The organism is Pseudomonas sp. PICF141, from assembly GCF_002286815.1.
Taxonomy (GTDB): domain Bacteria; phylum Pseudomonadota; class Gammaproteobacteria; order Pseudomonadales; family Pseudomonadaceae; genus Aquipseudomonas.
Genome location: NZ_MUNM01000050.1, coordinates 54,900 through 81,886, shown reverse-complemented (window position 1 = coordinate 81,886; position 26,987 = coordinate 54,900). Strand labels below are relative to the sequence as shown.

Annotated in this window: 23 protein-coding genes; 12 read left to right on the top strand and 11 right to left on the bottom strand. The window is 59.1% G+C overall.

What is annotated here, in order from left to right:
• The first annotated feature begins 9 nt into the window (after positions 1-9).
• Positions 10-960 carry a LysR family transcriptional regulator gene (locus BZL43_RS13340; RefSeq protein WP_095632741.1) on the top strand — a complete coding sequence of 317 codons (951 nt, stop codon included), beginning with the start codon at positions 10-12 and terminating at the stop codon, positions 958-960.
• Positions 961-980: 20 nt separating this feature from the next.
• On the opposite strand, the gene BZL43_RS13335 is transcribed toward BZL43_RS13340, so the two are convergent.
• A complete protein-coding gene (locus tag BZL43_RS13335) occupies positions 981-1,643 on the bottom strand; it encodes an NAD(P)-dependent oxidoreductase (protein ID WP_095632740.1) in 663 nt (220 codons plus the stop codon).
• Between the two features lie 123 nt (positions 1,644-1,766).
• Positions 1,767-2,168, bottom strand: a complete 402-nt coding sequence (locus BZL43_RS13330; RefSeq protein WP_095632739.1) for a GFA family protein — start codon at positions 2,166-2,168, stop codon at positions 1,767-1,769.
• Positions 2,169-2,488: 320 nt separating this feature from the next.
• On the opposite strand from BZL43_RS13330, the gene BZL43_RS13325 reads away from it, so the two are divergent.
• From BZL43_RS13325 to BZL43_RS13280, 9 genes are all read left to right on the top strand, one after another.
• Positions 2,489-3,796 carry a CitMHS family transporter gene (locus tag BZL43_RS13325; protein ID WP_095632738.1) on the top strand — a complete coding sequence of 436 codons (1,308 nt, stop codon included), beginning with the start codon at positions 2,489-2,491 and terminating at the stop codon, positions 3,794-3,796.
• A gap of 86 nt (positions 3,797-3,882) precedes the next feature.
• A complete protein-coding gene (locus BZL43_RS13320) occupies positions 3,883-4,650 on the top strand; it encodes a TerC family protein (protein ID WP_095632737.1) in 768 nt (255 codons plus the stop codon).
• Positions 4,651-5,019: 369 nt separating this feature from the next.
• Entirely contained in the window at positions 5,020-6,678 is a 1,659-nt protein-coding gene (locus BZL43_RS13315; RefSeq protein ID WP_095632736.1) for a Na/Pi cotransporter family protein, read from the top strand.
• Positions 6,679-6,734: 56 nt separating this feature from the next.
• Positions 6,735-8,114 (top strand): pitrilysin family protein, encoded by a 1,380-nt coding sequence (locus BZL43_RS13310; protein WP_095632735.1) that lies wholly within the window; start codon positions 6,735-6,737, stop codon positions 8,112-8,114.
• A 213-nt stretch (positions 8,115-8,327) separates the two neighbouring features.
• Positions 8,328-9,356: a DUF5924 family protein gene (locus BZL43_RS13300; RefSeq protein ID WP_095632734.1), complete on the top strand. Its 1,029-nt coding sequence runs from the start codon at positions 8,328-8,330 to the stop codon at positions 9,354-9,356.
• Positions 9,357-9,410: 54 nt separating this feature from the next.
• The gene (locus tag BZL43_RS13295; protein WP_095632733.1) at positions 9,411-10,559 is read left to right on the top strand and encodes an ABC transporter permease; all 1,149 of its coding nucleotides are present in this window, start codon (positions 9,411-9,413) and stop codon (positions 10,557-10,559) included.
• A complete protein-coding gene (locus BZL43_RS13290) occupies positions 10,556-11,359 on the top strand; it encodes an ABC transporter ATP-binding protein (protein ID WP_095632732.1) in 804 nt (267 codons plus the stop codon). Before BZL43_RS13295 ends, BZL43_RS13290 begins: the two co-directional genes overlap by 4 nt.
• Before the next feature lies 1 nt (position 11,360).
• Positions 11,361-12,299, top strand: coding sequence for an MlaD family protein (locus tag BZL43_RS13285; protein WP_095632731.1), 939 nt, complete (start codon positions 11,361-11,363; stop codon positions 12,297-12,299).
• Positions 12,296-12,922, top strand: a complete 627-nt coding sequence (locus tag BZL43_RS13280) for an ABC-type transport auxiliary lipoprotein family protein (protein WP_095632730.1) — start codon at positions 12,296-12,298, stop codon at positions 12,920-12,922. Before BZL43_RS13285 ends, BZL43_RS13280 begins: the two co-directional genes overlap by 4 nt.
• Positions 12,923-13,039: 117 nt before the next feature.
• Here the strand turns inward: BZL43_RS13280 and BZL43_RS13275 are convergent, their stop codons facing one another.
• From BZL43_RS13275 to BZL43_RS13255, 4 genes are all read right to left on the bottom strand, one after another.
• Positions 13,040-14,269 (bottom strand): nucleoside recognition domain-containing protein, encoded by a 1,230-nt coding sequence (locus BZL43_RS13275; RefSeq protein WP_095632729.1) that lies wholly within the window; start codon positions 14,267-14,269, stop codon positions 13,040-13,042.
• Positions 14,270-14,490: 221 nt separating this feature from the next.
• On the bottom strand, positions 14,491-15,822 hold the full coding sequence (gene gltP / locus BZL43_RS13270; RefSeq protein ID WP_095632728.1) for a glutamate/aspartate:proton symporter GltP: 1,332 nt from the start codon (positions 15,820-15,822) through the stop codon (positions 14,491-14,493).
• Positions 15,823-16,576: 754 nt separating this feature from the next.
• Positions 16,577-16,741, bottom strand: a complete 165-nt coding sequence (locus BZL43_RS13260) for a DUF1328 domain-containing protein (protein WP_003177151.1) — start codon at positions 16,739-16,741, stop codon at positions 16,577-16,579.
• Between the two features lie 81 nt (positions 16,742-16,822).
• Positions 16,823-17,107, bottom strand: a complete 285-nt coding sequence (locus tag BZL43_RS13255; protein WP_095632727.1) for a hypothetical protein — start codon at positions 17,105-17,107, stop codon at positions 16,823-16,825.
• 430 nt (positions 17,108-17,537) lie between these two features.
• Here BZL43_RS13255 and algB point away from each other — a divergent pair, with 430 nt between their 5' ends.
• Both algB and BZL43_RS13245 read left to right on the top strand, forming a co-directional pair.
• Positions 17,538-18,884, top strand: a complete 1,347-nt coding sequence (algB, locus tag BZL43_RS13250; protein ID WP_095632726.1) for a sigma-54-dependent response regulator transcription factor AlgB — start codon at positions 17,538-17,540, stop codon at positions 18,882-18,884.
• A gap of 10 nt (positions 18,885-18,894) precedes the next feature.
• On the top strand, positions 18,895-20,685 hold the full coding sequence (locus BZL43_RS13245) for an ATP-binding protein (RefSeq protein WP_095632725.1): 1,791 nt from the start codon (positions 18,895-18,897) through the stop codon (positions 20,683-20,685).
• Between the two features lie 12 nt (positions 20,686-20,697).
• Here the strand turns inward: BZL43_RS13245 and BZL43_RS13240 are convergent, their stop codons facing one another.
• The 5 genes from BZL43_RS13240 to dsbA all read right to left on the bottom strand — a co-directional run bounded on the left by BZL43_RS13240 (position 20,698) and on the right by dsbA (position 26,823).
• A complete protein-coding gene (locus BZL43_RS13240) occupies positions 20,698-22,314 on the bottom strand; it encodes an EAL domain-containing protein (protein ID WP_095632724.1) in 1,617 nt (538 codons plus the stop codon).
• 73 nt (positions 22,315-22,387) lie between these two features.
• Positions 22,388-23,167, bottom strand: coding sequence for an N-acetylmuramoyl-L-alanine amidase (locus BZL43_RS13235; protein WP_095632723.1), 780 nt, complete (start codon positions 23,165-23,167; stop codon positions 22,388-22,390).
• 105 nt (positions 23,168-23,272) lie between these two features.
• Positions 23,273-25,306, bottom strand: a complete 2,034-nt coding sequence (locus BZL43_RS13230) for a GGDEF domain-containing protein (protein WP_095632722.1) — start codon at positions 25,304-25,306, stop codon at positions 23,273-23,275.
• Positions 25,307-26,167, bottom strand: coding sequence for an endonuclease/exonuclease/phosphatase family protein (locus tag BZL43_RS13225; RefSeq protein ID WP_095632721.1), 861 nt, complete (start codon positions 26,165-26,167; stop codon positions 25,307-25,309).
• A gap of 14 nt (positions 26,168-26,181) precedes the next feature.
• On the bottom strand, positions 26,182-26,823 hold the full coding sequence (dsbA, locus tag BZL43_RS13220; RefSeq protein WP_095632720.1) for a thiol:disulfide interchange protein DsbA: 642 nt from the start codon (positions 26,821-26,823) through the stop codon (positions 26,182-26,184).
• Positions 26,824-26,987 lie beyond the last annotated feature (164 nt).

Below are 26,987 nucleotides of genomic sequence, written 5' to 3'. Positions count from 1 at the left end.
GCACAGCTTATGTATGACGCCCTCGGTGATTTGTCTCTGGACCTGTTGCGTGCCTTTGAAGCCGCTGCCCGGCACCACAGTTTTACCGCCGCTGCGGTGGAGCTCGGCACCACGCAACCGGCCATCAGCCAGCAGATCAAACGACTGGAAGAACAACTGGCTACACGGTTATTCGACCGCATCTATCGTGGGATCGAACTGACCGAGGCCGGCGCCATCCTCTTTGAGCAAGTTCAGCTCGGTTTACAGAATATAGAGGCAGGATTAAGCGCAATCAGCGCACAGCAACAGCACGAAGTGCTGCAAGTGGCCACCGATTTTGCCTTCGCGGCGTACTGGCTGATGCCGCGTCTGCACCGCTTCCATACCGCCAATCCGCAAGTGGACGTCAGCCTGGTCACCAGTGAACGCAGTCACAACATGCTGCGAACCGATATTGATGTGGCGGTGCTGTTCGGCGATGGCCGGTTCAAGCAAGGCGAAAGCCATTGGCTGTTCAGCGAAGAGGTGTTTCCGGTGTGCAGCCCGCTGCTGTTGAAGGACCGTCCCCTGCCCTTGCCGGCTCAGGCATTGCTGGAATTCCCGCTGCTGCACCTGCGAGGCGAACACAGCAGCAACTGGTTCGACTGGAGCGGCGTGTTTCGTGAGTTGGGAATCACCTCGGCCCCGGCCCCGGGCCAGCTGCGCTTCGACAATTACACCTTGCTGATTCAGGCGGCGATTGGCGGTCAGGGCGTTGCGATCGGTTGGCGACACCTTGTGGATAACTTGTTGGCGCAAGGTCTGTTATGTCGCCCGATCGCCGAGACGGTGATTTCCCGGCTGGGGTATTACGTGGTCCTGCCCCAGCGCAAACGGCGTGGGGCGTTGATTCAGCTGTTTGTGGATTGGTTGATGGCCGAACAGGCCAGCAGTGCGCAATCGCTCAATGGTCTCCCTTTACCTTCGATTGCGGTGTAGACGGGTTCGGGCGATTTCTATTATTCCGACGTCGCAATAAAACTCACATGTTCACCCACGTGCAGGTTCAGGTGCAGCTCATCGGCAATCCCTGTGGCAACCCTGTTCAATTGTTCCAGCGCTGCGGCCATGCCAGGTTCCAGGCTACTGCTGACGTGACTGAAATGCTCGATGGTCAGCCCGGGCACGCGCCGGGGTGCATTCACCAGGGTCCATTGCAAAGCGCTGCTTTGCAGCGCCTCGCGAATTTCCTCGGCGGCGTGGCGTTGCAACGGGTCGTCTATTTCCGGGTCATCCAGCACCTCGAAGTCGCCCACCACAAACAGGCGGGCAATGCCTGCGGCCTGCATGCCGTCGATCAGTGCATCGATTGCCAGTACCTCCTCGACCGGGCCGGGCACAAAGTTCTTTTCGATGTGCTTGCTGTTCATGGGCAACCCTGGCGCATCGAGCAGGCAAATCACCGCCGAACAGCCGGCCACGCTCTGCTTGACTCGATTGGCATCAAACAGATCCCCGGTCTTGGTACGTAAACCCGGGCGCGGTGCGAGCGCGGTCAGGTCATCGAGAATCGCGATGACTTCATGCTGGCGCCGTAGCATTTCAGCCATCAGCGCACTGCCCAGGCTACTCATGGCTCCATAAAGCACTACCTTCACCACCGGGGTTTCGGCATTTTTCATGGCCGTGCTCCCTACATTCCTGCCTATATGGTGTGTGACCTGCGGGAAGCGGCGACGGTTCGACAAGGTTCAGAGGGGGGCCAGGTGCAAACGATCAAGGGTTACCACGCCCGTTTGTCCTGATCAGAGTTGTTCCTCTGCTTCGCCGGGCAAATGTTCGTCCAGATGCAGCCACGGCAAACGACTGTCGGTCCAGATATGCCGCTTGGCCGGTGCCTGCTCGGGATGGTCGAGGGTGGCGATGGTCACGTCGATGCTCTCGGGACTCAGCTGCGTCACCAGCGCCAGTTGTGCCCCACAGTTCGGGCAGAAATAACGCACGCAGGTGGACGAGGATTCATACCGCGATGGCGTACCTTTCAACCAGGTAAATGCCGACGCGGGCACGGTGATCCAAGTGGTCACGATTCCTCCGCTGACCCGTCGGCAAATCGAGCAATGGCAGTGAGCGATGTCATGCAATGGCCCGCTGAATCGATAGCGCATTTGTCCGCAGTGGCAGCCGCCGGTGTGAAATTTGCCCATGTCTCTTGCTCCCGATCCCGTGGTTACGGACTCTCAACCCGGCCGACGACCGGTTGTACATTCGGTCAATGCTTTTACTCGCGAAAGCTGGCTGAAAGCTTCCCCGATTAGGATCGCCCTCACTGCCGGCAACAGACCGGTTGGCCAATGCGAGTGTTTTATCGCCCGCCCGGTCCATTAAACAACAACAATGGTGATTCTGATGTCCGCTACTATCCGCCTCTTCGCTGTCACTCCGCCCGTACGTCTCGTGCTTCCCGTTCTGCGCTGACCCCATCCGGTTCGCCATTTCCTAGTCGCGCTACGCCTGGAGTATTCCTATGCTGACTTTCCTTGGCTTCGCCATGGTCATCACGTTCATGTTCCTGATCATGACCAAGCGCCTGTCCGCGCTGATCGCCCTGATCATTATCCCGATCATCTTCGCCCTGTTCGGCGGCTTCTCGCCCAAGATCGGCCCGATGATGCTCGAAGGCATCACCAAACTCGCGCCAACCGGCGTGATGCTGATGTTCGCCATTCTCTACTTCGCCCTGATGATCGACTCCGGCCTGTTCGACCCGGCCGTGCGCAAGATCCTCAAACTGGTCAAGGGCGACCCGTTGAAAGTTTCGGTCGGCACCGCCGTTCTGGCGCTCGTCGTTTCCCTTGATGGTGACGGCGCGACCACTTATATGATCTGCGTGGCCGCCATGCTGCCGCTCTACAGCCGCATTGGCATGAGCCCACGGATCATGGCCGGTCTGATCATTCTCGCTGGCGGCGTGATGAACATGACCCCTTGGGGCGGCCCGACGGCTCGTGCGGCCAGTGCGCTGCATGTCGATCCGTCCGACATCTTTGTGCCAATGATCCCGGCGATGCTGGCCGGCGTGGTGGCGATTCTGGCGATCGCCTACTTCTACGGTAAACGCGAGCGTGCCCGTCTGGGTGAACTGCACCTGGTCGGTGATGAAGTCGATCATAGCGAAATCAGCGTTTCGCAGTTCCCGGATGCCCGCCGTCCAAAGCTGATCTGGTTCAACGGCGCCTTGACCCTGGCACTGATGTGCACGCTGGTCGCCGGCCTGTTGCCGCTGCCAGTGCTGTTCATGGTGGCGTTCAGTATCGCGATGATTGTCAACTACCCTTGCCTGCAAATGCAGAAAGATCGCGTTGCAGCCCATGCCGGTAGCGTGCTGGCGGTGGTCGGGTTGATCTTTGCCGCGGGTATCTTCACCGGTATCCTGTCGGGCACCGGCATGGTCGATGCCATGTCGAAAAGCCTGCTGGCGGTTATCCCGGATTTCCTCGGGCCGTACCTGGCTGTGATTACCGCGCTGGTGAGCATGCCGTTCACGTTCTTCATGTCGAACGATGCATTTTATTACGGCGTATTACCGGTGCTTGCCGAAGCCGCCAGTCATTACGGTATAACCGCGGTGGAAATGGCACGTGCCTCGATCGTCGGTCAGCCCGTCCACTTGCTGAGCCCGCTGGTACCATCGACTTACCTGTTGGTGGCCCTGGCCGGTATCGAATTCGGTGATCATCAGCGGTTCACCTTGAAGTGGGCAGTGCTGGTTTGCCTGTGCATACTGGTCGCTGCATTGCTGATGGGGATTTTCCCGCTGTTCAGCACTCTATAAGCCCAAGACTTACCATAACGGGTCCAGGCTTTGTTGTTTGAAGCCTGGGCCCTTTGTGGTTTAAACACTCGCTCAAAGGAATACACATGGAATGGCTGACCAACCCTGAAATCTGGGTTGCCTTCTTCACCCTGACTGCCCTGGAGATTGTCCTGGGCATCGATAACATCATCATGATCTCGATCCTGGTCAGCCGCATGCCCAAACATATGCAGGCGCGCACCCGGATTTTCGGCCTGGCGCTGGCCATGATCACGCGGATCCTGTTGCTGCTGTCGATCACTTGGGTCATGCGCCTCACAACCGATCTGTTCGAAGTATTCGGCCAGGGTATTTCCGGACGTGACCTGATCCTGTTCTTCGGTGGTCTGTTCCTGCTGTGGAAAAGCTCGCAAGAGATGTACCACGCGCTGGAAGGTGAAGACGAAAGCGGCGACGAGCCTGCAGGCAAGGGCGGCAATTTCCTGTACACCATCATCCAGATCGCGATCATCGACATCGTGTTCTCGCTGGACTCGGTGATCACCGCGGTGGGCATGGTGTCCCACGTACCGGTGATGGTCGCGGCGATCGTTGTTGCCGTACTGGTGATGATGATGGCCTCGGGCACCATCAGCGCGTTCATCGACAAGCACCCGTCGCTGAAGATGCTGGCGCTGGCGTTCCTGTTGCTGGTGGGCACCGTGCTGATTGCCGAATCGCTGGACGTGCACTTGCCAAAAGGCTACGTCTACTTCGCCATGGCGTTCTCGCTGGCGGTGGAAGCGATCAACATCAAGATGCGCACCGCCATGGCGAGAAAGCGCAAACAGCAAGAGCCGGTGAAACTGCGCAAGGATGTTCCGGGGCAGTAACCCGACTCTGTGCACTGACGAATGTCAGTCAGTGCACAAAACCTGTGGGAGCTAGCCGGCCTGTAGGAGCGAGGCTTGCCCGCGAAGGCGGTGTGTCAGTTAACAACAATGTCGACTGACACACTGCCTTCGCGGGCAAGCCTCGCTCCGACAGGCCGGTTCGCTCCCACATTTGTTTGCTCAATGTGCTATCTGTACGCCCCCCTTTCTCTAACTGTTTTCATGACAGTTTTGTTTCAATCGCCTCTTTAGCTATGCGATGCTGGCGTCCAGACCGTTAGCCAACTACAGCTTATGTACAGAACGTAGAAGAACGCGCGGCACCATCGACTTGCCCCACTGGGGCGGCTACCACCACAGGGGGCCTGTATGCTCACCCTGCTCAATCTGCTATCCGCCGTGGCCCTTTTGATCTGGGGCACGCACATCGTCCGAACCGGCATTTTGCGGGTTTATGGCTCCAATTTGCGCCATGTGATCGCTCATAACATGTCCAGGCGCTGGCTGGCGTTTCTCGCCGGGATCATGGTGACTGCCATGGTCCAGAGCAGTAATGCCACTGCCATGCTCGTGACCTCCTTTGTCGGTCAGGGCCTGATGGCGTTGACGCCGGCGTTGGCGACCATGCTCGGTGCCGACGTCGGTACCGCCCTGATGGCGCGGGTACTGACCCTCGACTTGTCGTGGCTGTCGCCGCTGCTGATTTTCCTCGGGGTGATTTTCTTTTTGTCGCGCAAGCAGACCCGGGTCGGACAAATGGGCCGGGTCAGTATCGGACTGGGGCTGATCATCCTGGCGCTGCAACTGATCGTCGAGGCCGCCGCGCCGATCACTCAGGCGCAAGGGGTAAAGGTCATCTTTGCCTCCCTGACCGGCGACATTCTGCTCGATGCCTTGGTCGGCGCGCTGTTCGCGATGGTTTCCTATTCCAGCCTGGCCGCCGTTTTGCTGACCGCGACCCTCGCCGGTGCCAACGTGATCAGCCTGCCGGTGGCCATCGGCCTGGTGATCGGCGCCAACATCGGCAGCGGCATTCTCGCCTTCCTCAGCACCAGCATGCAGAACGCGGCTGGCCGTCAGGTGGCGCTTGGCAGTCTGCTGTACAAACTGATTGGCCTGCTGCTGATCATTCCGGTACTCGATCCGCTGGTGCACTGGATCGACAGCCTCGACTTCAGCCCTCAGGAAATGGTCATCGGCTTCCACCTGCTCTACAACACCGCGCGTTGCCTGGTCCTGTTGCCCAGTGTCGGGCCGATGGCCAAGCTCTGTGCGTGGTTGCTGCCCGAGCGGCCAGACATCAACGGCACGGCCAAACCGCGGCATCTTGACCCGACGGCATTGGTCACCCCGAGTCTGGCGCTGGCCAATGCTGCCCGGGAAACCCTGCGCATCGGCGATCTGGTGGACAGCATGCTCGAAGCCATGCTCGCCGTGCTACGCGGCAATCAAAGCGCTCTCACCCAGGAAATTCGTCGCCTGACCGATGATGTTGAAGTGCTCTACAGCGCCATTAAACTCTATCTGGCACAAATGCCCCGTGAAGACCTCAGCGAGCAGGACAGTCGGCGCTGGGCGGAAACCATCGAGCTGGCGATCAACCTGAAACTGGCCAGCGACTTGATCGAGCGCATGCTGCGCAAGGTTCAGCAACAGAAAACCGCGCAGCGCCGATCGTTTTCCGAGGTCGGTCTGGAAGAGCTGGCGGGGCTGCACAGTCAGTTGATTGCCAACTTGCGTCTGGGTTTGTCGGTGTTCCTCAGTTCCGACCCGCAAAGTGCCCGTCAGTTACTGCGTGAGAAACGTCGCTTCCGCGCACAGGAACGCCGCCTGGCCCACGCTCATGTCAGCCGTTTGCACCGTAAGATCGTGCAAAGTATCGAGACCAGTTCGCTGCATCTGGAGCTGATTGCTGACATGAGACGCTTGAATTCGCTGTTCTGCAGCAGCGCCTATGCCGTATTGGGCACCTCGGACACTGGCGCGCTGGCGGTCGACGATATGACTGACATCACTCATTCACCCTGAACGTCCATAGTTGGCTGAAGTCTGTTGAACTTACGCGGGTCGTACGGAAATTTGTTATGCGTTGTCTGCTGTTCGCTTGTCTGTTGCTCTGTTCACTGCCTTCAATTGCCCTGGATCGCTTTCAGGTCGAGGGCTACACGTTGCGCAACGGCCTGCAATTGGTCCTCAAACCGGGCACGGAGCGCGGGCATGTGGCGATCCGGTTGGTGGTTGGCGTAGGCCGGGATGATTTCAGCTGTGCCGACCAGGAACTGCCCCATCTGCTCGAACACTTGCTGTTCAGCGGCATCGACGCCACCGGCGAAGGCGGTCTGGAGGAGCGCATGCAGGCCCTGGGCGGCGAGTGGAATGCTTACACGAACAATGCGGACACGACCTTCGTCATCGAAGCTCCGGCGAAAAACCAGCGCAAGGTCCTCGACCTGCTGTTGGCGCTGTTGACCCAGACCCGTATCGACGAGTCGGCGATCAACGTCGCCAAGCAAGTGGTCGAGCGCGAAGACGGTGGGCATTACTCGCACCTGCAACGCTGGCTGGATCGCCAGGACCTGGGCCACACCGCGAGTAATCAGTTGGCAGTGGAACTGGGCCTCAAATGCCCCGAGCGCGCGCAAGTCGATCACCTGACCCGCGAGCAATTGGAAACGGTGCGTAAGGCCTGGTACGCGCCCAACAACATGACCCTGATCGTGGTCGGCGATCTCGACCGCCTGCTGCCGGCCTATCTGGAACGGGCCTATGGCGCACTCGAGGCAGTAGAACCTAGCGCTCACCCGCCATTGCCAGACATTCAGGCCAGTGCGGCCCACGAGCGCAATGTGAGTAACGGTTTCGTCGGCGGCGATGCCAAATTGCATTGGCTGGTGCCGGAACCGGTGCTCGAAGACCGGCATGACGAAACCTTCGACCTGCTCAAGGACTATCTGGACTGGGCGCTCTATCGCCAATTGCGCCTGGCCCATGGGTTGTCCTACGGTCCCTCGGCCGAGCGCGAGGTATTTGGCGCAGTGGGTTTCATGAGCCTGAACGCCGACCTCGATCGCGACGCCGTGCCGACAGCGAAACAAATACTGGATGAGCTTAAAGCCGATCTGCTCAAGAACGGCCTCGATGCCGCCACCTTTGCCCGTCTCAAGCAAGCCGCCATCGCTCGCCAGGCCTGGGCGGTGCAAGGCAACAGCGCCCTGGCGGACTATTACTGGAGGGCTCTTGGCGATTACGAGGATGGCCATTTCGGCAACCCGGCCGAGGCGCTGCAAGAGGTGACACTGGCCGAGGCGAACAAGGCGATGCGCGAATTGCTGCTGCAACCGGGGTATGTGCGGATCGAGAAGCCGCTGATGAGTTATGACCAGCTGATGTGGACGATTGTCGGGGGATTTGCACTGATGGTGCTTGCAATATCGGGTTGGCGCGTCCATCGCAGAAAGAAATGATTTTCCTGTGGCGAGGGGGCTCTGTGGCGAGGGGGCTTGCCCCCGTTCGACTGCGTAGCAGTCGCAATATCGGTGGACGCGGTTTGCCTGAAAAACCGGGGGGCCATTTTTTAGGGCCGCTTCGCAGCCCAACGGGGGCAAGCCCCCTCGCCACAGGGCCTTGCGGGCGGTACCCTGTCGAGGATTTTCCCCACGACCATTGTGAATCGCCGAATGCCGAACCTGACCCTGTACGTACAGCGCCTTCTGGAATTGATGAAGCGCTATCCCGGGGTCATTGCGCTCGGTGGTTTCATTTCAGGGGTCGGCAGCTTCATGCTGGTGGATCGCCAACAAGGTCTGGCGACATGGATCACTGCCATCATGCTGATCAGCTGGGTGTGGTTGATGCTGGAAAACAGCCTCACCAAGCTGTTTGCCAGGGTTTTCAAGCGCGAAATACCTCAGCCGCTGCTGCGTTATGCGACGCAGATGATCCATCAGGAAAGCCTGTTCTTCGTCCTGCCATTCTTTTTGATTACCACCACCTGGAACAGCGGCCAGTTGTTTTTCACGGGATTACTGAGCATGGCGGCGCTGATTTCGATCATCGACCCGCTCTACTACAAATGGCTGGCTCCGCGCCGCTGGGCGTTCCTGGCGCTGCACACCCTGACCCTGTTCGCGGCCTTGCTGACCGCCCTGCCCGTCATCTTGCACCTGACCACCGCCCAGAGCTTCAAACTGGCGCTGGGCATAGCCATGTTGATGTCATTCCCCAGCCTGGCCTCGATCTTCCCGATTCGCACTGTGCGCAATGCGCTGGCGATCCTCAGCATCACCGTCGGCATCGGCGCCGCCGGTTGGGTGCTGCGCTCCTGGGTGCCACCGGCGACGCTGTGGATGACCGATGTGGCGATCAGCACGCAAATGCAGGATCGAACACCCGGCAAGAGCCTGGAAGAAGTCAGCGCCGAACAGATTCGCGGAGGTGGGCTGTATGCATACACGGCGATCAACGCTCCGCGGGGGCTGGCCGAGCGGATTTATCACGTCTGGATATTCAACGGTAAAGAGGTCGACCGTATTCCCCTGGACATCCACGGCGGGCGCAAGGAAGGCTACCGCGCCTGGACCCACAAGCAGAACTTCCCCGGCAACCCCGCCGGCAAATGGCAGGTTCGGGTGCTGACTGAAGACGGTCAGTTAATTGGCGTGTTGCGCTTCAAGATCATGGACAGCACACCCGTCAAAGAAAAGTAACGCGGTTCGTGTTATTAGTCAGATCTGCGTAACAGCCGAACAAGCACGGAGCTTATGACTAGCAGCACAATGCCTGGCAGTGCCCGACTGGACACCTCGCACAGCCCTGCCCTGTTGCGGGTCACGGGTGACTGGACGCTCGCCCATTACGCCGATCTCAGCCGCCTGAGTGAAAAGCTCCGTGGCCAATACGACAACAACACTCTCATCGATCTCAATGGCCTCGGCGAGCTCGATACGGCGGGTGCGTCATTGTTGGTGGAGCTACTGGGGGCCGAGCGTCTGGGCAAATCTGCCGAACACCCCGATTGCACCCTTTCCTCTGCGGATCGCGCCTTGTTGCAGACGGTTTACTGCTCGCTGACTGATTTTTGCGTGCCGATCAAAGAACCGGAAATCAGTGTCGGCATTCAACTGCTGACCCGTATCGGCCGCGCGGTCGATGCGGTCTGGCAGGACACGTTGCAACTGTTGGGTTTCGTCGGCCTGATCCTGGAAACCATCGCCCGCGGGTTGTTTCGGCCCAAACGCTGGCGCCTCACGCCGATGGTCGCCCACATCGAACAGACCGGCCTCGACGCCGCCCCCATCGTCGCCTTGCTGACCTTTCTGGTGGGTGCTGTGGTGGCGTTTCTCGGGGCGACGGTGCTGGCGAGTTTTGGCGCGAGTATTTTCACCGTGGACCTGGTGGCGTTCTCTTTTCTGCGGGAGTTCGGCGTGTTGCTCACGGCGATCCTGATGGCGGGTCGCACCGCCAGCGCGTTCACCGCGCAGATCGGTTCGATGAAGGCCAACGAAGAAATCGACGCGATCCGCACCCTCGGCCTCGACCCGATGGAGTTGCTGGTAGTACCCCGCGTCCTGGCGTTGCTGGTGGCGCTGCCGATGTTGACCTTTCTGGCGATGTTGTCCGGGATTGTCGGCGGTGGCGTAGTCTGCGCGCTGTCGCTGGATATCTCGCCGGCGATGTTCCTGTCACTGCTGCAATCGGACATCGGCGTTCAGCACTTTCTGGTGGGGATCGTCAAAGCGCCGATTTTCGCATTCCTGATTGCCGCCATCGGCTGCCTCGAGGGCTTCAAGGTCAGCGGCAGCGCCGAGTCCGTCGGCGCGCACACCACGTCCAGTGTGGTGCAGTCGATTTTCGTGGTAATCGTGCTCGACGCCGTGGCTGCGTTGTTTTTCATGGAGATGGACTGGTGAGTCGTTTACCCCGAGCGCCTTCAGAGGCAGTAATCGAAGTCCGTGGGCTGTGCAATCGCTTCGGCCGCCAGAGCGTGCACGAGAACCTCGACCTGGACTTGTACAAAGGCGAGATTCTGGCGGTGGTCGGCGGTTCCGGCAGCGGAAAATCGGTGCTGCTGCGCAGCATTGTCGGCCTGCGGCAGCCCAGCGAAGGGCTGGTGAAGGTCTTCGGCAAGAACTTGCCGAGCCTGTCGGAATACGAGCGCTCGCTGGTCGAACGGCGATTCGGTGTGTTGTTCCAGAAAGGCGCCTTGTTTTCTTCGCTCACCGTGACCGAGAACGTCGCCCTGCCCCTGATTGAACACGCCGGCCTGAGCCGTGCCGACGCCGAGCACCTGGCGGCGGTGAAACTGGCGTTGGCCGGGTTGCCGTTGTCGGCGGCCGACAAATACCCTGCTTCACTGTCTGGCGGCATGATCAAACGCGCAGCCCTGGCCCGAGCACTGGCGCTGGACCCGGACATCCTGTTTCTCGACGAACCCACTGCCGGCCTCGATCCGATTGGCGCCGCAGGCTTCGATCAACTGATCCTGACCTTGCGCGATGCCTTGGGCCTGAGTGTGTTTCTGGTGACCCACGACCTCGACACGCTCTACACCATCACCGACCGGGTGGCAGTGCTGGCGCAGAAGAAAGTGCTGGTGGCGGACGCCATCGACAAGGTCTCGGAAACCGATGATGCGTGGATTCACGAATACTTCCATGGCCCTCGCGGCCGCGCGGCGCTGACGGCCGCTAACCAGCTCAACGAGGTCTGACATGGAAACCCGAGCGCATCACGTATTGATTGGCCTGTTCACCGTCATAGTGGTGGCAGGCTCCCTGCTCTTCGGTCTGTGGCTGGCCAAATCCAGCGTCGATACCGAATTCAAGGATTACGAAATCGTCTTCAACGAGGCAGTCAGCGGCCTGTCCAAGGGCAGCGCCGTGCAGTACAGCGGGATCAAGGTCGGCGACGTGGTGATGCTGCGTCTGGACCCGAACGATCCGCGCCGGGTTTTGGCGCGGATTCGCCTGGGCGGAGAGACTCCGATCAAAGAAGACACTCAGGCCAAGCTGGCGCTGACCGGGATCACCGGGACCTCGATCATCCAGCTCAGCGGCGGCACGCCACAAAGTCCGACGCTCAAGGGTAAGGACGGCAATTTGCCGACAATCGTTGCATCGCCCTCGCCCATTGCCCGGTTGATGAATGACAGCAACGATCTGATGGCGGGCGTGAACGTGTTGATGCACAACGCCAATCAGTTGTTTTCCTCGCAGAACGTCGCGCGTATCAGCAGCACCCTGGAGCACTTGGAGCAAACCACCGGCACCATTGCCGATCAGCGCGGCGATATTCGTCAGGCGATGCAGCAACTGGCTTCGGTTGGCAAGCAGGCCAGCGCCACCCTGGAACAGACCACCGCGTTGATGCGCAACGCCAACGGCCTGCTCAACGACCAGGGCAAGCACATGTTCGGCAGTGCCGAGCAAGCCATGAAGTCCCTGGAACAAAGCAGCGCGACCATCAACACGTTGCTCTCCGCCAATCAGGATTCCCTCAACAGCGGCATGCAGGGCCTCAATGGCCTGGCGCCGGCGGTGCGTGAGCTGCGCGATACCTTGAGTTCGTTGCGGACCATTTCCCAGCGGCTTGAGGCCAACCCCAGCGGTTACCTGCTGGGCAGCGACAAAAACAAGGAGTTCACACCATGAAGCTGGCTCATCTCGCCCTCCTCGCCGGCTTTGCGTTGGTCGCTTCCTGTTCGATTTTCCCCAAGACCGAGCCGTCCGATGTCTATCGACTGCCGTCGGCACAGCGCGACGCATCGGCCCATCACGGCACGCCGCAGCGCTGGTCGTTGCGGCTGGCCAAGCCTCAAACCAGCGAAGCCTTGAACAACCCGAAAATCGCCGTAATCCCTCAGGGTGATCTGATCAGCAGCTACAAGGCTTCACGCTGGAGCGATCCGGCACCGGTGCTGTTGCGCAATCGTCTGCTCGATGGTTTCCAGCGTGACGGTCGAGTGCCGTTGCTCAGCACCGATGACAGTAATTTCCAGGCAGACCTGGAACTGGGCGGCAACCTGCAAGCGTTCCAGACCGAGTACCAAGGCACGGCGGCGAGCGTGGTCGTGCGCCTGGATGCATTGTTGGTGCGTGGGTATGACCAGCGAATCCTCGCCAGCCGACGCTTTGAAGTGCGTCAGCCTTTGAGCGATGTGAAGGTGCCGGCGGTGGTGACCGGTTTTGGTCAGGCCAGCGATCAATTGACGGCGCAGGTGGTGGCTTGGACGGTGGAGCAAGGTCAGAAGGTTGCGCCGCCGCTGAGGCCGTGAGGCCACCGCTGAACCCCTGTGGGAGCGGGCTTGCCCGCGATGAGGCCGGAGCATTCAACATTTCTGTTAACGGTTAGACCGCCATCGCGGGCAAGCCCGCTCCCACAGGATTTTCGGTCAACCGAAGAACCAGTAGCAAACCCCGATGGCCCCCAGCACACCCGCCAATTCCGCCAGCAACGCACACCCCACCGCATGCCGCGCGCGCTGTATGCCCACCGCGCCGAAGTACACCGCCAACACATAGAAGGTCGTTTCGGTACTGCCCTGAACCGTCGCCGCTACCAGCGCCGGGAAGCTGTCGACTCCGGAGGTTTTCATGGTTTCGATCAGCATTGCCCGAGCGGCGCTGCCGGAGAAGGGTTTGACCATGGCCGTTGGCAGCGCGTCGACAAAGCGGGTGTCCCAACCGGCCCATTCCACCAGATGACGAATCCCGTCCAGACCGAAATCCAGTGCCCCGGATGCTCGCAGCACACCCACGGCGCAGAGCATCGCCACCAGATACGGCAGCAGGTTCCTGGCCACGTCGAAGCCTTCTTTGGCGCCTTCGATGAACGTCTCGTAGACCTTCACTTTGCGTAATGCGCCGATCACCAGAAACAGCATGATCAGCCCGAACAGCGTCAGGTTGCCGAGGATCGATGACAGGCTCGCCAGCGCGGTCGCCGAGAGCGTCGCCAGCAACGCCATGAACGCACCGAGTGCCAAGGCACCGGGAATGAAGTAGGCGAGCACCACCGGGTCCCACAGCCGAAGACGTTGCATGAACGCCACCGACAACAAGCCCACCAGGGTCGAACAGCTGGTGGCCAGCAGGATGGGCAGGAACACCAGGGTTGGATCGGGCGCGCCTTGCTGGGCGCGGTACATGAAGATTGTCACCGGCAGCAGAGTCAGGGACGAAGCGTTGAGCACCAGAAAGAGGATTTGCGCGTTGCTGGCGATGGTGTCGCTGGGGTTGAGCTCCTGCAACGCCTTCATGGCTTTGAGGCCGATCGGTGTGGCGGCGTTGTCCAGGCCCAGGCCATTGGCGGCGAAGTTGAGGGTGATCAGGCCGATGGCCGGATGCCCGGGCGGCACCTCCGGCATCAGGCGCAGGAACAGCGGCCCCAACGCCTTGGCCAGCCATTCGACGATTCCGGCCTTTTCCGCGATCCGCAAAAAACCCAACCAGAGGGTGAGGGTGCCGAACAGCAGGACCATGACTTCGACCGACAATTTGGCCATGGCGAAAATGCTCTCCACCATCGCCGCAAAGATCCCGGCGTTGCCGCCGATCAGCCATTGCGCGAGCGCCGATACGGCCGCCACGATGAAGAAGCCAAGCCACAGGCCATTAAGCATCAGTCAAATCCCCCGGAAGATGCGGCGAATGATAGCGGGGTAGCCAGAAACGACAAACCCCGGATTTCTCCGGGGTTTGTCTGTGGTCCCTGTGGGGGCTATGTGGCGAGGGGGCTTGCCCCCGTTGGGCCGCGCAGCGGACCCGCATTTGCGAGCGCTGCGCACTCGAACGGGGGCAAGCCCCCTCGCCACATAGCCATGCCCCTACAAAGGGTTATGCGTTAGTTGCTGGAAACTTCGCCAACCGGCAGCTTTTCCTTGCTGCGCCAGTGCGGCAGGGAGTTCCAGTAGCGCTCGCCCTTGGCGTCGTCGTACATACCTTCCCAACGTGCGATGACCAGCACGGCCAAGGCATTACCGATCACGTTCAGCGCGGTACGGGCCATGTCCATGATGCGGTCGACACCGGCAATGAACGCCAGGCCTTCCAATGGAATACCGACGCTGCCCAAGGTGGCCAGCAATACCACGAAGGACACGCCCGGTACGCCGGCGATGCCTTTGGAGGTGACCATCAGCGTCAGCACCAGCAGCAATTGCTGGCTGATCGACAGGTCGATGCCGTACAGCTGGGCAATGAAAATCGCCGCGATGCTTTGGTACAGGGTCGAACCGTCGAGGTTGAACGAGTAGCCGGTCGGCACCACGAAACTGCAAATGGCTTTCGGCGCGCCGTAGGCTTCCATCTTCTCGATCACGCGCGGCAGCACGGTTTCGGAACTGGCGGTGGAGTAGGCCAGCACCAGCTCATCCTTGAAGATGCGCATCAGCTTGATCACCGAGAAGCCGAACAGGCGAGCGATCAGGCCCAATACAACGAAGGCGAAGAAGGCAACGGCGAAGTAAACCAGAACCACCAGTTTGGCCAGCGGCAGCAAAGAGGCGAAGCCGAAGTTGGCCACGGTCACCGCGATCAATGCGAACACGCCGATCGGGGCGTAGTTCATGATCATGTGGGTGACCTTGAACATGCTTTCCGATACGCCCTGGAACATCTTCACCAGCGGCTCGCGCAGGTCCGATTGCAGGCTCGACAGACCGAGACCGAACAACACGGAGAAGAAGATGATCGGCAGCATCTCGCCGCGGGCCATGGCCGCGAAAATGTTCGACGGGATCAGGTTGAGGATGGTCTGGATGAACGCATGTTCATGCTGAACTTCGGCGGCAGTGGCCTGGTACTTGGAAATATCCACCGTCCCCAGGGTGCTCATGTCGATGCCGCTGCCCGGGTGGACCACGTTGGCCAGCACCAGACCGACCAGAATGGCGATGGTGGTGACGATCTCGAAGTAAATGATGGTCTTCAGACCGATGCGACCGAGTTTCTTCGCGTCACCCACGCCAGCAATGCCGACGATCAGCGAGGAGATCACGATCGGGATCACGATCATCTTGATCAGACGGATAAAGATATCGCCTGCCGGTTGCAGTACGTTGCTGATCCACCAGGCTTTTTCGGCACTGAAATGGTTGAGCAGTGCACCAATTGCTATCCCCAGAACCAGACCGATGAGGATCTGCCAGGCGAGGCTAAGCTTTGCCTTCTTCATATCTTTACCCTTACTTGCGTTTGACTCAGGCTGATGCATGAACTGAAACGCGCAATGGCGAACAAATCTTGCATCGACCCCCGTATAAGGTCCCCGCGACCGAGCAATTACAGCTCTCAGGCAGCGAAAAAGGCGCAACTATTCCGATGCAGCGAAGCGCCGTCTAATGCCGTAAACGCCTACCCTATGCCGAATCGGCATGAGATTTTCCAACTGAAACCCGCGTCCCAACCGGTTTGAATACGACATTCAGGCGGGCATAAGTGCCGTGTGCCGGCCATTTCAGCGCAGGGCGAAGGTTTTTAAATAAGCGGAAATTTAGGAAAAAGCCTACGTTTGGCTGCGAATTCTCTTATCGGGAAAGTCGGAGCTTTCTCGATATACGGTCACGAAGAAACACCGCGAAACGGTTTTGCGGGGAATATGCACCAAGAACAGATGAGCCGAATGCTCTAGATCAACGTTTTGCACGTTGAAGCTCTCCGCAGGTTCGTCGAGCCGCTCCGGCCTCGACGAACTTGCGGCGCAGCTTGCCTGACCCGGCCCTTGCGCGGGTACTCCCTGTACCCGTAGGTCACTCCGACCCTGAAACAGTCAGAACGTCCCGGCCCCTTGGTCATGCGCTTACCGTCCTCGGGTAGCGCAGTGGAAAAAGGCGCTGAGGCCTCTTTCGTGTTTCGAAACTCAATAGCCGTCCGGCTCTTTTTAATGGGCTTCGCACCCAGCAGCAGGGCGGCCAATCAAATACTCATGCTTAGCCTCGACCGCGGCGGCCAAAGAAGAAGGAAGCAATGAACATCACCAGGAATACGACAAAGAGAATCTTGGCGATACCTGTGGCGGTGCCCGCGATACCACCGAAGCCCAATACTGCAGCGATGATGGCAATGATCAGGAATGTGATTGCCCAGCTCAACATGGTGATTCTCCTTACGGCTTCTATTAAAAGTGTTGCCTGTGGTGCTTATCCCGGCGCGTTGAGCGCGCCAAGTTCGTTTGCTTAAAACACCCAACGTTCCTGAGGCGTCTCATCCACAGGCCGGGCCTGGTCGACGTCCATCATTCGCATCGAGTCGCTGTCAGCCAGGTTGCTGCTGGCCGCGCTGAAATGGGTTTGGGGTGCGTGTGGAATCGACAGGTGTGGCGTCTCTGGCTGCTGGCTCTGTTCCCAGCGCAAGAACTGCTGGCCGCCAATCAGGGTGATCAACAAGGCCAGCAGGGCAAGCAAACCTTGCTGGATATGCAGTGGCGAGATACGCAATCGGGCGGCTCCTTGGCGATTCATCCTGAAGTTCCTCCCTCGGGGTAGGTTGGCGGGCAGTGATTTAAATGCCCTGATTACCCAGGTACCTGCAGCCTGCATGCCACCTTTTCCTCAGGATTAATCCCATTTAAATCAATGGGTTAAATGGCTTTTGAAAATGGGCTTGGACGCATCCTGCACGATGGCCCATTCCAGACCGTGCGTTATGCACGATGGGCTCGCCAAAACTTTCAATATTTTTGGAATTGAAGGAAGGGCGCGGATGTCAGAAAGGGACGCAGGCAATTGCCGAAGGACGATTCATTAATAAAAAGCCAGGTAAATCAGCTGGTTATCTTGTTATGAAGTCGGTAGCCCTACTGCCTTGGCTGAAATCGGCCACAATGAATCATGCAACTTGCCCGATTTTCCGGGCCTAACCCAATTTCAACAATTAAAGGAGCGTAGGAACATGGAATCAGCCACTGAGCATCAAGGCCGCATTCTGCTGGTGGACGACGAGTCCGCCATCCTTCGAACCTTTCGCTATTGCCTCGAAGATGAAGGCTATAGCGTGGCTACGGCGACCAGCGCGGCTCAGGCTGAAGCCTTGTTGCAGCGCCAGGTTTTTGATTTGTGCTTCCTGGATTTGCGTCTGGGCGAAGATAACGGCCTGGATGTGCTGGCCCAGATGCGCATCCAGGCGCCCTGGATGCGGGTGGTGATCGTCACTGCTCATTCGGCCGTGGACACTGCCGTGGATGCGATTCAGGCCGGTGCCGCCGACTATCTGGTCAAACCTTGCAGCCCTGATCAGTTGCGTCTGGCCACTGCCAAACAGCTGGAAGTACGGCAACTCTCGGCGCGCCTGGAAGCCCTCGAAGGTGAAGTGCGTAAACCCAAGGAGGGCCTGGATTCCCACAGTCCGGCGATGAAAGTGGTGCTCGAAACCGCACGCCAGGTCGCCAGTACCGATGCCAATATCCTGATTCTGGGCGAGTCCGGTACCGGTAAAGGCGAACTGTCGCGGGCCATTCACGGCTGGAGCAAACGCCAGAAGAAATCCTGCGTCACCATCAATTGCCCGTCCCTGACTGCCGAATTGATGGACAGCGAGCTTTTCGGCCACAGCCGCGGGGCGTTCACCGGAGCCAGCGAAAGCACCTTGGGCCGGGTCAACCAGGCCGACGGCGGAACATTGTTTCTCGATGAGATAGGCGATTTTCCCCTGACCTTGCAGCCAAAATTGCTGCGTTTCATTCAGGACAAGGAATATGAGCGCGTGGGCGACCCGGTGACCCGTCGCGCCGATGTGCGGATCCTCGCCGCCACGAACCTCAATCTGGAAGACATGGTTCGCGATGGTCGCTTTCGTGAAGACTTGCTCTATCGTCTGAACGTCATCACCTTGCACCTGCCGCCGCTTCGCGAGCGCAGGGAAGATATTTTGAACCTGGCTGATCGCTTTCTGGCGCGCTTCGTCAAGGAATACTCGCGTCCAGCCCGGTGTTTCAGCGACGAGGCGCGCGAAGCGCTGCTCAGCTATCGCTGGCCGGGCAACATTCGCGAGCTGCGCAACGTGGTGGAGCGCGCGAGCATTATTTGTCCGCAGGAGCGGGTAGAGCTCAGCCACTTGGGTATGGCCGAAACTGCGACCAACCACACGCCGCGCATTGGTGCTGCGCTGAGCCTGGATGAATTGGAGAAAGCTCACATTGGCGCGGTTCTCGCCACTGCCGACACGCTGGATCAGGCGGCCAAAACCTTGGGTATCGATGCCTCGACCCTGTACCGCAAACGCAAGCAGTACAACTTGTGAGTGGTAACCGATGAAACTGGCGATGACGTTGCGCACCCGGCTGTTTCTGAGTATTTCCGCACTGATTACTGTGGCACTGCTGGGGCTCTTGCTCGGGCTGGTCAGCGTGATGCAGATGGCAGGGACTCAGGAAGCCCTGATCCGTGACAACTTCATCACGCTGGACCTGGGATTGAAGCTGCGTCAGACCCTGGGTGATCAATTGATCATCATGCTCGACGAGCACCCGGATGCTGCGGCGTTCGAGGCATCCAAGCAGCATTCCCTTGAACTGTTCGACGAAGGCATTGCTCGCCAACCGTCCAGGAGGGGGGGCCAATACGGTTTCAAAAAGGCCAAGGCTGATTATCAGGACCTGCTGCAGTCCTTCGATCTTTCCAGTGTTCCCATCCAAGTCGTCAATGGTGACGTGGATCTCACGGAAAAATTCAACGCGTTGCGCAACGGTTTGATCGCTGAACAAAAACGCACATTGGATGACATCGCTGAGATCGAACGCAAGGCTCGGGAACGAGCACTGTTAATTGCCGGCCTGCTTGGGTTGGTGGGGGTGGCGGTGCTGTTCATCGGCTTCATTACCGCTCATGCGATCGCCCGGCGGTTCGGAGCTCCGATCGAGGCCTTGGCCGCAGCAGCTGACAATATCGGCCAAGGTAATTTTGAAGTGACCCTGCCGATTTCTTCGGCGGTGGAGATGAACCAACTGACCCGGCGTTTCGGCATCATGGCCGAGGCCTTGCGTGAGCACCAGGCTACCAATATCGACGAACTGCTCGCCGGCCAGCAACGCTTGCAAGCGGTGCTCGACAGCATCGACGACGGTTTGCTGATCATCGATCGCCAAGGTCATCTCGAGCACCTCAATCCGGTGGCTCAGCGTCAGTTAGGCTGGAACACTGATCGTCTCGGCCAAGGTTTGGGCACGGCGCTTGAGCGTCCCGAGCTGGATGAAGAACTGCAACTGGTATTGCGCGGTGGCACCCTGGAACGAGCGCCGGACGACCTGAGCATCGAGGTCGATGGCGAGTCGCGATTGCTGACCTATAGCCTGACGCCGGTCAGCCATACCCAGGGTCATATTCTCGGCGCCGTGATGGTGTTGCATGACGTCACCGAACAGCGTGCTTTCGAACGGGTACGCAGTGAATTCGTCTTGCGCGCCTCCCATGAGTTGCGCACACCGGTTACCGGGATGCACATGGCATTCGGCTTGTTCCGCGAACGCACGCATTTTGCCGCAGACTCCCGCGAAGCTGACCTGCTGGACACCGTCAACGAAGAAATGCAGCGCCTGATGCAGTTGATCAATGACTTGCTGAATTTCTCTCGTTATCAGAACGGCCTGCAAAAACTCACCTTGGCCCCTTGTTCCATCGAAGACTTGCTGGATCAGGCCCAGACACGTTTTGCCCGCTCGGCGCAGGAAAAAGGTATCGAGCTGCTGGTGGAAGTGCAGGGGCCATTGCCGCGCTTGCAAGCCGATCAGGCGCAACTGGAACGGGTGCTCGACAACCTGATCGACAACGCCTTGCGCCATACCTCCCACGACGGACAGATACGTTTGCAGGCCCGGCGCCATGGTGAACGGATGATTATCAGTGTCGAGGACAACGGCGAAGGCATTGCCTACGGCCAACAGGGACGGATCTTCGAGCCCTTCGTTCAGGTGGGTCGCAAAAAGGGCGGTGCCGGGCTGGGTCTGGCGCTGTGCAAGGAAATCGTGCAGTTGCACGGCGGGCGGATGGGTGTCTATTCGCGGCCGGGGCAGGGGACGCAGTTCTACATGGCGCTGGCAATATAAACCGGTGTCCTCTCAGGCTTCGTCGTCCTGGCGTCGTGCAGTCAGTCGGCGGCCACGGGTAATCAGTTCAATGAACTGTACGGCGCTCAGGGCGTGGGCGAACAGCCAGCCCTGACCGAATTTCACTCCTTCGCTGCTCAGAAACACCGCTTGGGCTTCATGTTCGATGCCTTCGGCAATCACCTTGAGTTGCAGGGCCTGAGCCATGCGAATGATGTGCGGTGCCACGCCGCTGCTGGCGGCGTCATGGCCCAGCGCGTCGATAAACGCCTTGTCGATTTTCAGGCAGTCCACCGGTAGGGTTTGCAGGTAGGCGAGGCTGCAATAACCGGTACCAAAATCGTCGATCAGCACTTGATGCCCGACATCCCGCAGGGCTTGCAGATTTTCCCTGGCCACCATCACGTCCACCAATCCACGCTCGGTCACTTCAAAGGCAATTTGCCTGGCCGCCACCCGGTGCATGCTCAGCAGACGCGCTATCACCTGACCGATACGCGGCACCATGACATCGCAGGCCGCCAGGTTGACCGAGATATATAGCTGCGGATTTGACCGCAACAGTTGCCCGAGCTGTTCCAACAGGCGCTGTAACACGAAGTCGGTCATCTGACGAATCTGGCCGGTATTCTCCGCCATCGGAATGAACAGGTCGGGACTGGTCAGCGTGCCGTCCGGCCTGCGCCAGCGCAGCAGGGCTTCAGCGCCGACGCAGTTGCGGCTGTCGAGGTCGAAGATCGGTTGATACAGAACCTGTAACTCACCTCGCCGCATGGCGCCTTGCAGTTCGGCATCCAGCGATTGACGCTGGCGTACCAGCAAAAACACCAGAATGCCTACGCAGGCGCTCAGCGCCAGGCTGGCCGGCAGTAGCCACCACCATACCGCCGGTACATGCATTGCGGTACGTGGGGTGATCAGTACCAGCTGGTATTCGCGGGTGTTAGTGGGCATTCGGTAAATCAGGCGGGTAGGGGTGACTTGCAGCGCATGGGGGCTTTTCGGGGGCCAGGGCTCCGCAGGGGGCCAAGGCTGCGCGACACCGAGCACCGGAATGGCCCGGGTGCCGTGGTCGAGCACCACCAACAGGCTGCTGCCCGCAGACAGATCGACCATATCGGTCAAATGCCCGCGCGACGTTGCAACCCGGAAATTGCCACGACCAAGCATCAGTGCGGCGCGGTTCTCATCGGGTTCGGTGGTGGTGTTCAGCCAATAGCTGTAAGTGGGGCCCTTGATGTCCGGCGGCCGGATCAGCGATACCCCTTCCTGGCGGGGGCGGTTGGAGCAGGTTCGCGAAGTGTCCATATAAACGGCTTCATAAACGAAGCGGTAATTGAAGCTGACCTGCTGCAGGGTGGCGATCATTTCGTCATCGCAACCTCGCAGCGGTTGGGCTTCCAGGTCATCGAGGCTTTCGCGCAATTGCCCGAACAGCTGCTCCAGCCGGACCAGAAAGCGTTCTCCCTGGGCATTCATTTCCCGGCTTTCGTTTTGCTCGACCTGATGCATCGCCACGAACAAACTGCCGACCGTTAAAAGTGTTGCGCTCAAGGCAGTAGCCAGCATCGCCAAAAACCAGGGGCGATAGAACCAGCTATGCAGTCTCTCCCGAGCAGCAGGCATCATGGAATATCCGAAGAATTACCAATGAGTTATAGCTGCTGATTTGGAAAAAGCGCTGACCGTCGGGCGGGCGTCATTATTTTGTCTGATTCAACACCTGAAGAATCGCCGCGGTCTGGGCGTCCGGTGTGCCGTCGAAACGGGAAGGGCGAAAATGCAGCTGGAAGGCCGCCAGCACATTGCGTGTCGCGACATCCAGTTCGCCGGTTTGCGGCGTGGCATAGCCTACGCGGGCAAGCTGTGCCTGGAACCAGCTGATGCTGGGTAATTGCACGGTGAACTGCGCTTGCTGCCGCGCCACAGCCTGCTCGTTCGGCCATATTCCCAGGCCTTCGGCAGCCAGGCGCTTCCAGGGAAACAGAGGGCCGGGGTCGAGTTTGCGCATCGGGGCGATGTCACTATGGCCAATGATATGGCGGGGGTTGATGCCTTGGCGCTTGCTGATGTCTTTGAGCAGGAAAATCATCGATTGGATCTGGGCTTCGCTGTAGGGATACCAAAGACGCCCGTTCGGGGTGTCCTCAAAGCCCTGATTGACGATCTCGATACCAATGGAACTGGAGTTCAGCCAGGTCCGGCCTTGCCATTCGCTTTCGCCTGCGTGCCAGGCGCGGAAATTTTCATCTATCAGCTTATAAATAGTGGCGCGTTTGTCGTCGCCAATCAGGTAATGACTGCTGACCTCGCCCTGGGTCAGCAATTGAAGCGAAGTTTCCAGGGATGCGGAGGTGTAATGCATCACCACGAACTGAATACGATTATCGTAATTGGCTGAACGGTGGCTGGTATCGATTCGGGGGCCGCTGGCACAACCAGCCAATAGAAGCAGCGAAGTAATAAGGGCAAGAAATTTCATGGTGGGGGGCAGTACACACAAGACAATAATGCAACAGTGTAACGGTATTGCCTTGCGCGCAGATCGCAAAAAATACTGTTTTAAACAAAATGGAACAATTAGCTATCAGCCCGCTTCAACTCGATTCCGGCCATTGTTTTTCGCCCTATACAGCGCCTGATCGGCTCTTTTAAGTACCAGATCGCTATGTTCGCCCGGTCTGAAGGCGGTCAGCCCCATGGAAATAGTGATGGTGACTCGCTCCCCCTTGAAGTGGAACGGGCAGGCTTCGATCGATGCGCGCAAGGTTTCCAGCAGTTTCGCGCCGACCATAGGCAGTGTGGCGGGCATCAATAGCACAAACTCCTCACCGCCAAACCGGGCAATGAAATCAGTGCCACGCAGACGCTTGCGCAGCACGTTGGCGATGATTTTCAGTACCTTGTCGCCCGCCAGATGACCATAGTTATCGTTGATGCGTTTGAAGTGGTCGAGGTCGAGCATTGCCAGCAACAACGTATTGCCCTGTTGTTGCCATTGACCGATTTCATGCTCCAGGCGTTCGCTCCAGGCTGCTCGATTCGGTAGACCCGTCAATGGATCGATCAGCGCCTTCTGACGCTGTTCTTCAAGATGCTCACGGTAACCCAGGGCTTCCTGCTCCATGTGGGCAACCCTTTCGGCCAGGCTTTGCAGGCGGGCCGCGACTTCCTGCTCACGCTCATCGCGTTGCTTCTGGTGTTGGTCCATGGTGCCGAGCAGGCCTTCGAGATGGTTTTCCAGCACATGCTTGAGATCATCGAGGTCCGCCGCTTCCTGCATGCTGCTTTGCAAGCCATCGACTTGCTCACGAATCTGCGTGTCCATATCCCGCGCGGCCGAGCGGTTGTCGGCGTGGCCTTCACTCGCGGCTTGCAGGTTGCTCTGGAATGACTCGAGGCGTTCGTTGAGTTGCTTCAGATAGGCTTCGAATTCGTGCTGGCCGCTGTCGGTGATTGCCAGCATCAAGGTAGCCAGGTCATCGAGGATGGGTAGCAATTCGTACCAGTTCAAGCCATTTTGAAGACGATCGCGCATTGCCTCGGCTTGCGGGCGATGGCGCTCAGGCAGCGCCAGGTCATCGAGAAGACCCAGCAGGGTGTCTTCGATATGTTTGGCAACAGAGCTATAGGACGGCTCCGGCGAGTCCGGCAGGGCATACAAAATATCGTGCGCGGACGGCTCTGGATCGATGGGCACCGCACAGAGCTCATCGGGATTGCCTGCCGACAGAATCTGAGTGGCCGGCAGGGCGATCGCCGGAACCGGCTCTTGTGGTTGCTCGAGATCGGCTCGGGGTTGTAGCTGCGGGACCGGGCTGCTCGTGGTTTGCGGCTCAAGGACCGGCGGCTCGAATGCGACGACTTCAGCCGCAGGTGCCATGGCTGCTGGCGCCTCAATTTGTGCTGGCTCGGTGAGCGCAGCGGCGGATGTCGTGGCTTCGACGGTTGGCAATACCCCTTTTGGTTTATCGGCGGCTGGCGCGAGATGAACCGTCGTTTGTGGGGGCTTGATCGGCGAGGCTGCACCCGCTTCGACGAGTTTCGGAGCGGGTATTGGCGATTCGGGGAGGATGAGCGGTGGTGCGGTCTCTTCCGTTTCCCGACTGAACAACCGTTGCAGAAAACCCGGGCGATCAGGTTCGGCAGGGTTTTCCAGCAGGTTCAAGGCTTTGCCTTGCAGGCCACTCAGCTCGCTAAGCAGCAACGGGATTTCGCGAGCCTGGCTTACCCGTCCATCCAGCTGCTTGGCGAAATGCTTCAGTGGCCGGCTCACTTCCCGGGGCAGCGGTAACGCTTGCAACTGCGAGACCAGTGCTGTCAGGGCGGCGCTGACTTGATTGGCCCGGGTTTCCCGGCGCTGCTCGGAGTCGAGCACGGCTTTTTCCAGGCGCGGCAGCAGGGCAGCCAGGCCGGCGTCCATGTCATCGGTGCGTACGACCTCACGCATTTCCTTCATGCATTGATCAACGGCGCGATCGGTACCTTCTGCGGCAAGGGTGCTGCGCACCAGCCCACGACGCAGCAGATCAAGCCGGGCGTCCCATCGACGTTCCAGTTTTTCTTGTTGTTCGATGCTTTTGAGGTATTTCTCTTTCCAGCGCTGTGCTTCATCGCTCATTCAGGCAGGACTCAACGCGGGCAATGCATCGGCCGTGAGCGAACCCGGCAGACGAATCTCTACCGCGACCGGCAGGTGATCGGAAATGGGCTGTGCCAGCACTTCGACCTTTTCAAGGGTCAGGGTAGGGCTGAGCAGAATATGGTCCAGGCAACGTTGCGGGCGCCAGCTGGGAAAGGTCGCTTCCAGTTGCGGCGCGAGCAGGCCCAGATCACGTAACGGGGAATTTTGCAGCAAGTCGCTGGCATGGGTATTCATGTCACCCATCAGCACCTGGTGTTTATAACCGCCAATCAACTCACGGATGTAGGCCAGTTGCAGGCTGCGGGCTCGAGCGCCCAGCGCCAGATGCATCATCACCACCACGAGCGCCTCCGGACCTTCGCCGAAGCGCACCAGAATGGCCCCGCGACCCTTGGGCCCCGGCAGCGGATGATCTTCAATCGCCCACGGGCGCAGGCGGCTGAGCACGCCATTGCTGTGCTGGCCGAGATGACCGAGGTTGCGATTGAGTTGTTGATACCAGTAGGGGAAGGCGCCGAGCTGCGCCAGGTGTTCGACCTGATTGACGTAGCCTGATCGCAGGCTGCCGCCATCGGCTTCCTGCAAGGCGACCAGATCGAAGTCGCCCAGCAGATTGCCGATTTTCTGCAGATTGTCGGCGCGCCCATTGTGCGGCAACAGATGCTGCCAGCCTCGGGTCAGATAGTGCCGATAGCGCTCGGTACTGATACCGACCTGGATATTGAAACTGAGCAGACGCAGACGGCTGTCCACGGGCAACCCCGTCGATTCCAGGTGATGCTCATTGACCTGCGGATCATGCAGGCCAACGATGCGTTCAGTTCCCCAGCGGCGCATGGCAGGTGCCGCGCTTAGTTGGCGACAGCCTTGGTTGCCGCTCGCTCTTTGGCGACCAGTTGGTCGGCCAGTTGCAGCGCTTGTTCGGCACCGCCGGCAGAGCCGATGTCAAAGCGGTACTTGCCGTTGACGACCATGGTCGGCACGCCAGAGATTTCATATTTCTTTGCAAGTTCTTTGGCTTTGTTGATCTGGCCCTTGATGGCGAAGGAATCGAAGGTGGCCAGGAACTTGTCCTTGTCTACACCTTGGGTCGCCAGGAAGTCGGCCATGTCTTCTTTGTCGGTCAGTTTTTTGCGTTCTTTCTGAATCGCTTCAAAAACTGCTGCGTGAACCTTGCTTTCGACGCCCATGGCTTCAAGTGTCAGGAACATCTGGCCGTGTGCGTCCCAAGGGCCGCCAAACATGGCCGGAATGCGTACGAAGTTCACATCGGCAGGCAGTTTTTCAACCCATGGGTTAATAACGGGTTCGAAGTCATAGCAATGCGGACAGCCATACCAGAACAGCTCCACGACTTCGATCTTGCCAGGCACGGCCACCGGGACCGGGTTGCTCAATTCGACATAGGGCGCTACAGGTTTTTCGGCGGCTTGGGCGGTCATGCCGAACAGGCTGGCAGCGACGAGCGCGGCGCTGATGATCAGATTACGCATGCTTTACTCCTGGACAATTGGGTCGCCTCGCGCAACCTGTTTTCAGACAGATCCTGGCGGGCTTGAGTTTGTAGTGTAACGGCAGCGGCCACAAAAAAGGGCGGCCTAAGCCACCCTTTTTATGTTTGCATCGACGGATTAATCGAGTGTTAACGTTGCAAGAG